The sequence below is a fragment of the Psychromonas antarctica genome (assembly GCF_022267535.1).
In the GTDB taxonomy this organism is placed as follows: Bacteria; Pseudomonadota; Gammaproteobacteria; order Enterobacterales; family Psychromonadaceae; genus Psychromonas; species Psychromonas antarctica.
In genome coordinates, this window is sequence record NZ_JAHNZV010000089.1 from 1 (window position 1) to 11,561 (window position 11,561).

The following is an 11,561-nucleotide window of genomic DNA, read 5'->3' on the forward strand; positions in this document are numbered from 1 at the left end:
TAATCATTTCTAGTTACCTCATCTTAAAAGAATCACAACTAGTGTTATTTTAGATGAGGCAACGACATATTAGTAGTATGAATTTTAGTGAGTCAATGCGATCGGACAAGTTAGTTGACGTCTAATATAAGGCCGCATCAATGTATGCACCATGCCTTACTCTTGAAGATGTATCAATTGAATAACGACGACAAGCGTTGTCTAAAGAAATTTTGTTTACACCTATTACTTGCTTAGAGAGCTCCATAGCACAAGTTATCTGCTTGCAATGAGCAACTAAAGATATGTTCTTACCAATATGTCGAAACTCAGACTCTATAAAGCCAATATCGAACGATTTATTGTAAATAACTAAGTGAACATCTTTTAAAAAAGATAGTAGGTTGTCAGCTATATCTTCAAATTTTGGCTTGCCAATACGGCTTACATCGGTAATACCATGGACTTTTAAGGCCCCTTTGTTTGAATTCTTTCCTGCTCCTTCAATGATTGTTTGAATAACCGAGCCAGTAGGGTTTCCAGAAATGTACTCAATACAAGCAATATCAATGACTCTATGATTGCCATTTTGTGGGCTTAAGCCAGTAGTTTCAGTGTCTAGAAAGACGATACGTTCATTATTCATCTATGCTCTCCTTTTAAAGAGTATAGTAGAAAACATCAAAATAGTAAGCTAACACACTGTTATATATCGACTCCCCGTATGGATTAGGTTAAATTCAATTCACCAAAGCCCTTTGTTTCCGAAGGCTGTTAACGAAAAATGACTATTCAATCACTTGAATAGCCACAGTTTGACTTAATAGCCCGCGCTAAACGTGGCGTTTTTATTGCATTACTTGTGGTGTTTTTCAGCACCTTTGAGCATCGCATTAACCAGTGCTTGTGCTTCAAACTTAGTTAATGCATCGTCTGCTCCCACTTGATTGGCTCTATCTACGCTCATCTCACTGGAAAGTGAAGTATGTAAAATAATATAAGCATGGGCGATTTCAGCCACACTTCGTACTTCAAAGGTTAACTCATAGCCATCTAATCCCGGCATTTCAATATCACTGACCAGAATATCGATGGGGTTATCTTTTGCCGCACACTCTTTCATTACTGCCAGTGCATCATTACCATTTTTACACACTTTAAACGGTACATCGATATTTGTTAGCGCATGCTCCAATTGCTTACGTGCCACTGCAGAGTCATCAACCAGTAAAATATGAGAATTTTGTAATAATCCTTTCTGCACGCCTGTTATCTCAACAACTTTGTCATTTTCACTTGGAAATATTTCGGAAAGTAATAACTCAATATCGAATAGCTGAATAAGTTTATTTTCAAAATAGGTAATGCCAGTAATGTAGGTTCTATTACCTAAAGAAGTTGGTGGGGGTTCAATCTTTTTCCAGTTACACTCGATAATTCGTTCTATTTTTCGAACTAAAAATCCGACATGCATACGGCTGCAGTCAGTGATAATAATGACGCAGTCCTTTTTCTCTTCTTGACTTATCGGGGGGTAGCCCACGGCTGCCGCCATATCAATAATTGTCAGCGTTTGCCCGCGAATGCAGGCGGCACCAATGACATTGGCTTCAGAATTAGGTAGCTTAGTTAGGGGCTGGTAGGGCACTATTTCTTGAATTTTCAATGTACCCAAGGCAAAAGTTTGTAACTGAGATAACTTAAAAAGTAATAACCCTTGCGATTGGCTGGATGTTGATTGCATACAATAACCTCTATTTTTAATCTTTAAAATTATAGAATAAAACTTTGAAAAACCCTTATAAATTACCAGATTATTGGGTACTTCTACTCTTATTTAGTACTTTATTTCTGATCATTCTTTAATGCAACTTTGCTACCGCTATTGTCTAAATCTGCCAGCCACAAGCGTTCAAGTTCCATCATCTGTTTATGTTTTATCGACTTATTATGCTGCATAGAATCTAATTCTGTTGTAAAAGGGCCGGCGCGGCAGGCGGTGCAATAATTATCGCCCAGAAACTGTGCTGGGTTTAGTTTATCAATAATCGAATGCCGTTTCAGTCTGCTCCACACATAGGTTACCCCTTTGGTGTCTTTGACATGTTTATCTCGATCAACATTGCGTATCTTATATCCAGGAAACATTTTTATATCGAAAGGCATTGAACCCAAATAATTGATATCGGTATTCAGATGCAGGGCATTCTCGATATTCCATTGACGATATGGTTTCACATCTTTGGAGGTAATGAAACATAACTGTTGTCCATTGGGATCAATAAAATAACTAAACGAATTAATTAAAAAATCACGTAATAAACGGCGATTAAGTGTATTAATATTAAGTTTGTCAGCGCACTGTTTATATTCAGAAAAAGATCGGAATGCGGGTAACAATGGGAACTGAAAGATCACTAAATCAAAGCTATTTTTTTCTAAACCCATCCAAGATGTAGGATTGCAGACATCAAATTCAAACAATATAGGGATGTTTTCTAGTTTTAGTTGCTGGTAAAAAAGATCGCCATATTTTCCACTCATAGTGGCTAACGAGTCATAAACAGTCGCCGTTAGCGATGCTGGCTGGTGGATTAATAGTGCTTTTGAAAAGGACAAATCGCCATCACCGATGGTAAGTATTCGCCATTTTTTATTAATCATCATGTTAGAGACTTATGTTCGAGCTGTTTAAATAATTTCATTTCATTAAAGCGCTATTTAGAAATTTTAACGGCACTGGGATCAATGTCATAGAGACTGGCCAAATATTGTAAGTAGCCAAGATCTTCACACATGCTTTTCCCCGGCTCATCTGATATTTTTGCTACTGGCTTTCCATTAGCGGCGACCATTTTGATAACAATATTGAGCGGCTTATTGCCAACATCGTTCATCAGGTTTGTACCGATGCCAAAGGATAACCTTATTCGCCCCTTAAACTGCTTGTAAATTTCAATCATGCGCGGGAAATGTAATGAATCGCTGAATACCAATGTTTTACTAAGCGGATCAATGCCCATATTTTGGTACATCTTAATTGCCTTTTCACCCCAAATGAACGGACAACCACTGTCGTGGCGTAGACCATCGTACAGCTTGCCAAAATAGGGATCAGAAAAATCTCGGATAAAAGAGTCCATTGAATAACAATCTGTTATGGCTATTCCTAAACGCCCTCTATATTCTTGTACCCAACCTTCAAGTGCCGCTTTTTGAGCATCTGCTAAGCGCGTCACTGCCTGCCAACTTTGGAACCACTCGTGGGCCATTGTCCCGATTGGCGATAAACCAATAACTTGTGAAAAATGTAGATTGCTGGTGCCAGAAAAATTATTTGGTAACTGCTCTTTTAACGTTTGTAATACTTCTTTCTGCCAAACTCTGCTAGCACGACGACGAGTACCAAAATCGGCAAACTTTAAATGGGATAGCGTTTCATCGTTTTTGATAAGTGCAATCTTAGCTACTAGTTTTTCTCTTGCGAGTGGTAGATTAAAACCGTCACAGTTTGTAAAGGTATGTAGTTCGCTGATAATTGCTAGCGCATAGATCTCCATTAGGGTTACATGAAGCAATGGACCGTGAAAACGTAGGTTAAGATCCTCTCCTTTTGGCTGTAATTTAACAAAACGCATATTAAGCTTAAAAATACGAAGAAACTCAATAAAGTCAGGCTTGATATAAGAGAATTTGCCAAGATAATCGAGCTCTAGATCAGTAAATGTAAGCGTGCAGAGATGTTCAAGTTGACGATTAAGCTCCGGGATTAATGTTGTTAAATCTAAGCCATCGCGATTACGGCATGAAAATTTCCATTCGACATCTACAAGACGAAATTCAGCGGTATGATAGTATGCCTGTAGCATCGTTATCTTGTAAAAGTCGGTATCCATTAAGCTGTCAACTAGCCAGGGATTTAATTTCATAGTAACTCCAATTCGCGACTATCGATAATTAGGTGAGCACCGGCATCACGAATTTTGTCATAAGCTAGTCTGGTGGATTCACTCTCGACACCACGACACGCTGCGAGATTAACAATTACTTCAAATCCAGCTTTACATAACTGCAATACAGTGGTTTTAACACAGTAATCTGTGGCTAAGCCGCCAACAATCACAACGTTTATCTGTTTTGCATGTAGCCACTCAATTGCACCGGTACTTTCTCTTTCCGCGAGATCATGGAAGCAAGCACCATAAGGGTGCTTGAGTGGATCGGTTCCTTTTTCAACCAACAGATCATAGTCGCCCTCATTGGGTAAGCCTGGTATTAGTTGATTCCCTTTTGTGCCGACAATGCAGTGTGCAGGCCATTTGACGTCTAGATTCGGGTAGTCACCTACAACTGGCATCATAAATTGATCTGTTTTTTTTGTTATCCAAGGCGCTTTTGCTGGATGAGCGTCTTTACTGACTAAGCGACAGCAAGCAAACTTTGCTTGTGCATTTAACTCATCAGCAATCTGCTCACCTTGGTAAATAGGGAGTTCATCGGGACATAGAAAAGTAAAACCACATTGAGGATCGACATCAAAACTGGCGGTAACAGATTTTTCAATTTGGATTGTTATTCACTCCAATTACGGTTGGATATTATTACTAATCATATAGACAGGGCAGCAACAGTTCAAATAATACTGAAATAAAAAAGACTGATTGGATGCTACGGAATGAGGTACTTCTACGCTCACAGCCTTCGCTTTCGTTGGGAATAGCTGAACCTAAATCTAGCACGTCTACTAATGCCGACAATTTAGAGGCGATGCTTATTTTATTACAGGCATAAAAAAACCAGCTATAAGCTGGATAATTTATTCTCTTACCATCGTTAAAGATGCTGCGGAATGAGAGACTTGAACGCTCACACCCTTCGCTTTTTTTGAGGAATAGTTGAACCTAAATCTAGCGCGTCTAGCAATTCCGGTGTTTATTCTTATTTTATTACGGACATAAAAAAACCAGCTATAAGCTGGTTAATTTATTCTCTTACCATCGTTAAAGATGCTGCGGAATGAGAGACTTGAACGCTCACACCCTTCGCTTTCTTTGAGGAATAGTTGAACCTAGATCTAGCGCGTCTAGCAATTCCGGTGTTTATTCTTATTTTATTACGGACATAAAAAAACCAGCTATAAGCTGGTTAATTTATCGCTTACCATCGTTAAAGATGGTGCGGAATGAGAGACTTGAACGCTCACACCCTTCGCTTTTTTTGAGGAATAGTTGAACCTAAATCTAGCGCGCCTAGCAATTCCGGTGTTTATTCTTATTTTATTACGGACATAAAAAAACCAGCTATAAGCTGGTTAATTTATTCTCTTACCTAAGTAAAAGATGGTGCGGAATGAGAGACTTGAACTCTCACACCCTTCGATACTAGAACCTAAATCTAGCGCGTCTACCAATTCCGCCAATTCCGCATCAATGTGGCTGGGATAAGAGGATTTGAACCTCTGAATGCCGAGATCAAAACCCGGTGCCTTACCGCTTGGCGATATCCCAGTTGTTAAGTTTAAACTTCTTCAAGTTTACCAATTCGTTTTCACGAATCAGTGAATGTGGCTGGGATAAGAGGATTTGAACCTCTGAATGCCGAGATCAAAACCCGGTGCCTTACCGCTTGGCGATATCCCAATTACTATTTTATAGAGTTTAATCTCTTTGTGGATTCATCATTCAGTATGCCGAGATCGTTATTAACGTTCAGTGCCTTACCGCTTGCGATATCCCAATTACTATTTTATAGAGTTTAATCTCTTTGTGGATTCATCATTCAGTATGCCGAGATCGTTATTAACGTTCAGTGCCTTACCGCTTGCGATATCCCAATTACTATTTTATAGAGTAATTTCTCTTTGGTAACTCTTTACCTAAGTAAAAAGTGGTGCGGAATGAGAGACTTGAACTCTCACACCCTTCGATACTAGAACCTAAATCTAGCGCGTCTACCAATTCCGCCAATTCCGCACAATAAAGTAAATGGTGGCTAAACCGAGATTTGAACTTGGGACCCCATCATTATGAGTGATGTGCTCTAACCAGCTGAGCTATTTAGCCATGCTTTACTTTGTTATCTCAACATTTACTGCTAAACAGTCATTGTTTCGATGGGGCGCATTATGCGGATATCGGTGATGGTCGTCAACTGATTTTTATTAAAAAAAGTAATTTTTATTTCGTTTGCTTATTTGCTAAGCAAGTTGATTTTATTTTAGACAAACAAAGTGTTTTTTCTATAACTCGCTATTTCTGTTGCTTTTAATAACAGGTTGATTGAGTTCTCTTTAGATAAATATTGCTAATTATCACCTATTAACGGTTTTATTTTAGTTAAAAAGTTAAACTGGATAACTTATATAGGTTTGATAGGCGTTCAAATGAAAATTTTGCATACTTCCGATTGGCATTTGGGCCAATATTTTATGATGAAAACCAGAGAGTCTGAACATTTACAATTCTTAAACTGGTTAATTGAAGAGGTCAACCGACAAAAAATAGACCTGCTCATTGTCGCCGGAGATATTTTCGATAGCGCATCACCGCCTTCGTATGCTCGTAAACTCTATAGTGATTTTATTGTTCGATTACAACAAAGTGTTTGCCAGCAACTTATTATTGTATCTGGAAACCATGATAGTGTTGCCGTATTAAATGAAAACAAAGATTTATTAAAAGCTTTAAATGTGTCCCTATTAGCGGGTCTTAGCGATGATTTAAGCGATCACCTGATTACCATAAAAGATGACCAGAAAAATGTGCAGGGGATCGTTTGCGCGTTGCCTTTTTTACGTGTCGCCGATGTGCTAAAAAGCGATCAAGGTAGCTCTGCAGCGGACAAACAAATGAATCTGCAGCAAGGGATAGCTGCAACTTACCAGTCTATTTTTGAACTGGCTGAAGCCCAGCGTAATGGCCAATCCATTCCAGTCATCGCAACAGGGCATCTTACCGCCGTGGGATGCTCTGTTTCTGACTCTGTCAGAGAGATTTACATCGGTAGCCTAACCGCCTTCCCTGCTTCCTTATTTCCCGCTTTTAACTACATCGCACTAGGCCATTTACACCGCCCGCAAAAGGTGCAGAAGTCTGACCATATTCGTTATAGCGGGAGCCCTATTGCATTAAGTTTTGATGAAACTGCGCAGCAGAAAAAGGTAAATGTAATTGAATTTAATCCCTCTTTGGCAGCAACCGTTAGTGAAATCAATATCCCTGAATTTCAAAAAATGCGGATCATTCACGGTGATTTAACATCCATTAGCACGCAGATAGAAACGTTGCTGTCGGAGTTTAAAGGACAAAGTATCTGGCTCGAGATAAAGCTAAAGCAGAATTTTTATCTATCTGATGTGCAAACCGAATTAAATGCACTAGTGGCGGGATCTAATATTGAAATATTGAAAATCAGTAGTCCGAAAATAGATGAAAACAATCAATGGCAAGCAGATCAAAAAAGTACTTTGGATAATTTGACACCAACAGATCTTTTTCAGCACAGATTAGAAATTGAAGATAGCATCAGCGAATTACAAAAAACGCAGCTAAGCGAGTTGTTTGCACAAGTCTGCGCGGAAGTGGAGGATAAATTATGAAAATATTGTCGCTCCGTTTCGAAAATTTAAACTCCTTAAAAGGAGCGTGGAAAATAGATTTCCAGACTGCAGCCTTTATTGAAAATGGCCTGTTTGTCATAACAGGACAAACAGGCGCGGGTAAAAGCACCATCTTGGATGCTATTTGTTTAGCGCTGTACCAACAAACTCCACGACTTGACCGTATTACACAAAGTAAAAATGAACTGATGACGCGCGGCACGGGAGATTGTTTAGCGGAGGTGGAATTTTCTGTAAAAGGCAAAGGTTACAAGGTTTTTTGGAGTCAAAAACGTGCTCGCAGTAGCGCAACCGGTAATTTGCAAGCGCCTGTTTGCCAGTTAAGCGAAATTGCGGGTAAAGTGCTGTGCAGCAAAAGCAGTGAAGTATTAAAACAGGTGATTGTGTTAACGGGGCTAGATTTTTCTCGTTTCACTAAATCAATGTTATTAGCTCAAGGGGGCTTTGCTGCCTTTCTAAATGCTAACCCGGCGGAACGAGCTGAATTATTAGAAGAGTTAACCGGTACGGAAATCTATTGTGAAATCTCAAAACATGTTTTTGAACGTAATAAACAAGTACAGGCTGAACTGCAATTATTAACTAGTCAGGCTGATATTTTAGCTGTTTTAACTGCTCAGCAACTTAGTGAATTAGAGGAACAAGTTCGTTTGTCCGAGCATTATTTGTTGACTAAAAAGTCTTCTTTAAAAACACTTGAGCAGGCTTTGGAATGGTTAAGTAAGTCGACACTATTATTAGATAAAATCGAGCAGCGCAGCATTGAGTTGGCGAATACGCAGCTAGCGCTGGATGGCTTTAAACCTCAATTACGCACGATTGCTCACGCCAAACATGCATTTTTAATTAGCGCAGATTTTGATCGCTTAACAAGTGCTCGGCAACAACGAGATGAGTGCAGCGCAGCACTGGATACCTGTTCGTACAAACAGAAAAAATTGCGCCAGCAATTAACCTCAGCAGAGCAAGCGGTTAGCCAACTTAGTGAGCAGGAACAGTTGCAAAAGGCGCACTATCAGCAACAAATTGAAACTATCAATCAGGTACTAGTGCCTTTAGATATTAAAATTGATGGCGCGGCTAAGTTAGAAGAATCCCAACAAGAATACTCACAAAACCAACAAGTGAGTTTGACAAAAGCGCAGCAGAAATTGGCATTAGCAGAAGTCGATCGCCAGAAACTACAGCAAGGGCTAACTGAATTACAGCAAAGACTAGAAAGTGAGGACTACATCAGCAAACTTTCTGAAAGTCTCCCCGTTATTGACCACCTTTTAATAAATCATCAGCAACAGTTGCAAAAACAGCACGATCTTAACGCGCAATTAGCCACTGTCACCGGACAACAAAAATCGTTGCAACAAGCGTATCAAGCAGGTGGACTGCAAATTGCAAACGATACAAAGAATAAGATAGCTAAAGAGGCACTGATTGAACAGAAAAAGCAAAGCTTAATGCACACTCTGCAACATTCTTCATGTATCAGTGTATCCCAAGCCAACGAAAAATTGGCGCTAGTTTTTACACAAAAACAAGACTGTTCATCGGCACTGCAATTGTGTGAAAAAAGAGATGCAAATAGTCTTGAGCTTGCACGTAATAAGCAAGAAATGAGTAAACAAGAAGCGCAATTTGAACTGGATAATAAGCACTTAAACCACCTGCTAGAGATGGGTAAAGAGCAGGCACAGCAGTTAGCAGATTTAGAAAAATTGATTGAACAGGCGGAAATAATCAATAGTCTAGAAAACTTAAAAATAAAAGTGGAAAAAGATCAGCCTTGTCCATTATGCGGCTCGCTAGAGCATCCCGCTTTAGCAAACTATCAGCCTTTGGCTTTAGAAAAAACACGTTTACGAAAAAAAGAGGCTCTCGTATTAGTCGAGCAGACCCGATCTCAATATAGCGAGTTAAAAGGGCATCTCAATGCGCAGCAGCAGCAATTGGAACGCTTAAAAACAGACAATGGACAGCTAATAATAGAGCAGCAAAAGTTAATCGCCTGTTGGGCAGAAGACAGCTACCTAACTAATTTGAATTATCAGGATAGCAGTTACCAGAAAATTCATGAACAATTCCAAGCATTATCAGAGCAGCAAGGTCAACTTGCAACGTTAGTCAAAGAAAGCACATTATTAGAGCACGTTATTCAACAACTGCAATTAGATGCACAGAATGCGCATAATAGCGTAATGGACTTAACCCGCCATTATGCCAAGGTAGAGTCTGAGTTAGCTCAATCTATTCATGATACGCACGCTCTCGAGTTGCAACTAACCGCGGGTAAAGCGCGCGGGAAAGAGATCCAAGATCAAATAAAAATTCAATTCTCCTGCTTTGCTCCGTTATCTAATAAAACGCAGGATAATGGGCAACTCTTAACTGATTTCTTTGCGCAACCCGCTTTATGGGTTATGAATCAGAAAACATTGGTAAAGGATCAAAAAGTCTTAAAACAGCAGCTGAAGTTATTAACAGAACAACTCAGTCAGCAGTCTCAGAACAGCGCCTTGTTAAGGCAGCAGATTGGTCAAGCTGAAGCTGTTTTTAATAAAGCAGAGAGTGACTTGGCGGCACTTAGCCACTCGCTCGGCGTATTAAATCAGCAGCGTATCGAGCAGTTTTCAACAGCCACGCAAGCGCAGTTAAGATCGCGTTACGAAAAAGTATTATCTGACAAGCAGTTGTTACTCGCTGAGGCATATAAGCAGCAGCAGCTACTATCGGCACAACAGCAGAGCTCGCTGGGAGAGTTATCTCAGTTAACAGTTCAGCAGACTAAAGCAATTGCTAACGTCACACAGGCACAAACTACTTTTGATGATAAATTACAAGCCAGTCCATTTGCGACTCAATCCGCCTTTAAAGACGCTTATTTAAGCCAAACACAGCTTGAATTGTTATTGCAACAACAAAAGCAATTAGATGAAGTTTATCTTACTGCTAAAACGCGCTTAGTGTCCGCGCAAAGCGAATCTGATGAACATCTTACTTTACAATTCACAGATAAAAGCGCGGCCCTATTAACGGGGGAAATTTCAGCATTAAATAGTGAACTTGAACACTTAACCGCGTTACATATTGAGCAAAAAGGATTAATACAAAGCGATCTTCGTAGTAAAGCTAAACAGCTGCTGCTGTTAGCCGAGCAGCAACAGCAGAAAGTAACCGCAGCGCAGTGGGCGATGTTAAATGATTTAATCGGTAAAGCAGACGGTAGTAAATTTAGAACCTTCGCGCAGGGGCTAACCTTGGATAATCTGGTTTATCTGGCTAATAAAGAGATGGCTAATCTGCATCAACGCTATCAGTTGCAACGTAATATTGATCAGCCTTTGGCCCTTCAAGTAATTGACCTATGGCAAGCGAACACCGTGCGGGATGTGAAAACTTTATCGGGAGGCGAAAGCTTTTTAGTGAGTCTTGGTTTAGCGCTCGCTTTGTCTAATCTGGTCAGTCATAAAACCCAGATAGAATCGTTATTTTTAGATGAAGGTTTTGGCACCTTAGATGCAAACACATTGGAAGTCGCACTCGATGCGCTTGAGCGGTTGCATGCAACCGGGAAGCTAATCGGTGTAATTTCCCATGTTGATGCATTGAAAGAGCGGATTAATAAGCAGATTCATGTGCGAAAAGCGAGTGGGGCGGGTTACAGCCAATTAGATGTTCAGTACCAATATAGCGAATAAGGGAATATTTTTAATGCAGCGGGAGCGGCACAAAGGTAATGAAGTCTTAGTCCCGATACAAGCGTACTCTTACATTAGGTGTTTTCTTCTTCTGCTCTGGCTAGCTCAGCCGCACCTTCTAGGGAACGTTGGAAGCCGTCGTCGGCAGCAATTCTCGGTGAAAATAATTTTCAAGCTATACAAGGGCTGCGAGAGATATCAAAAAATACTTTTCGCGCTAAATTTCTCTTTTCTTCAAATTATTTTTAATAAATGTAAAAAAAATTGAACTT

Annotated in this window: 7 protein-coding genes and 5 tRNA genes; 2 read left to right on the top strand and 10 right to left on the bottom strand. The window is 39.8% G+C overall.

What is annotated here, in order from left to right:
* Positions 1-121: 121 nt before the first annotated feature.
* The 10 genes from KSO91_RS13655 to KSO91_RS13700 all read right to left on the bottom strand — a co-directional run bounded on the left by KSO91_RS13655 (position 122) and on the right by KSO91_RS13700 (position 6,041).
* Positions 122-625 (bottom strand): exonuclease domain-containing protein, encoded by a 504-nt coding sequence (locus KSO91_RS13655; RefSeq protein WP_238743562.1) that lies wholly within the window; start codon positions 623-625, stop codon positions 122-124.
* Positions 626-835: 210 nt separating this feature from the next.
* Complete coding sequence (locus KSO91_RS13660) at positions 836-1,723, bottom strand: chemotaxis protein (RefSeq protein WP_238743564.1); 888 nt, start codon at positions 1,721-1,723, stop codon at positions 836-838.
* A gap of 101 nt (positions 1,724-1,824) precedes the next feature.
* Positions 1,825-2,646: a class I SAM-dependent methyltransferase gene (locus KSO91_RS13665; protein WP_238743568.1), complete on the bottom strand. Its 822-nt coding sequence runs from the start codon at positions 2,644-2,646 to the stop codon at positions 1,825-1,827.
* A 50-nt stretch (positions 2,647-2,696) separates the two neighbouring features.
* The gene (gene pncB, locus KSO91_RS13670; RefSeq protein ID WP_238743569.1) at positions 2,697-3,908 is read right to left on the bottom strand and encodes a nicotinate phosphoribosyltransferase; all 1,212 of its coding nucleotides are present in this window, start codon (positions 3,906-3,908) and stop codon (positions 2,697-2,699) included.
* A complete protein-coding gene (locus KSO91_RS13675; protein ID WP_338049773.1) occupies positions 3,905-4,339 on the bottom strand; it encodes an isochorismatase family protein in 435 nt (144 codons plus the stop codon). Before KSO91_RS13675 ends, pncB begins: the two co-directional genes overlap by 4 nt.
* Before the next feature lie 980 nt (positions 4,340-5,319).
* Positions 5,320-5,404: transfer RNA gene (locus KSO91_RS13680), tRNA-Leu, on the bottom strand.
* A 7-nt stretch (positions 5,405-5,411) separates the two neighbouring features.
* Positions 5,412-5,486 (bottom strand) — tRNA-Gln (locus tag KSO91_RS13685).
* A 57-nt stretch (positions 5,487-5,543) separates the two neighbouring features.
* Positions 5,544-5,618, bottom strand: a tRNA-Gln gene (locus KSO91_RS13690).
* A gap of 248 nt (positions 5,619-5,866) precedes the next feature.
* Positions 5,867-5,951: transfer RNA gene (locus KSO91_RS13695), tRNA-Leu, on the bottom strand.
* A gap of 13 nt (positions 5,952-5,964) precedes the next feature.
* Positions 5,965-6,041 (bottom strand) — tRNA-Met (locus KSO91_RS13700).
* A gap of 320 nt (positions 6,042-6,361) precedes the next feature.
* On the opposite strand from KSO91_RS13700, the gene sbcD reads away from it, so the two are divergent.
* A complete protein-coding gene (gene sbcD, locus KSO91_RS13705; protein ID WP_238743570.1) occupies positions 6,362-7,576 on the top strand; it encodes an exonuclease subunit SbcD in 1,215 nt (404 codons plus the stop codon).
* Entirely contained in the window at positions 7,573-11,289 is a 3,717-nt protein-coding gene (locus KSO91_RS13710; protein WP_238743572.1) for an AAA family ATPase, read from the top strand. Before sbcD ends, KSO91_RS13710 begins: the two co-directional genes overlap by 4 nt.
* Positions 11,290-11,561: the final 272 nt, after the last annotated feature.

Coding starts and splice junctions, on each gene's coding strand:
- KSO91_RS13710 (WP_238743572.1), top strand. CDS start 7,573: ATGAAAATATTGTCGCTCCGTTTCGAAAATTTAAACTCCTTAAAAGGA.
- KSO91_RS13660 (WP_238743564.1), bottom strand. CDS start 1,723: ATGCAATCAACATCCAGCCAATCGCAAGGGTTATTACTTTTTAAGTTA.
- KSO91_RS13655 (WP_238743562.1), bottom strand. CDS start 625: ATGAATAATGAACGTATCGTCTTTCTAGACACTGAAACTACTGGCTTA.
- KSO91_RS13675 (WP_338049773.1), bottom strand. CDS start 4,339: ATGATGCCAGTTGTAGGTGACTACCCGAATCTAGACGTCAAATGGCCT.
- sbcD (WP_238743570.1), top strand. CDS start 6,362: ATGAAAATTTTGCATACTTCCGATTGGCATTTGGGCCAATATTTTATG.
- pncB (WP_238743569.1), bottom strand. CDS start 3,908: ATGAAATTAAATCCCTGGCTAGTTGACAGCTTAATGGATACCGACTTT.
- KSO91_RS13665 (WP_238743568.1), bottom strand. CDS start 2,646: ATGATGATTAATAAAAAATGGCGAATACTTACCATCGGTGATGGCGAT.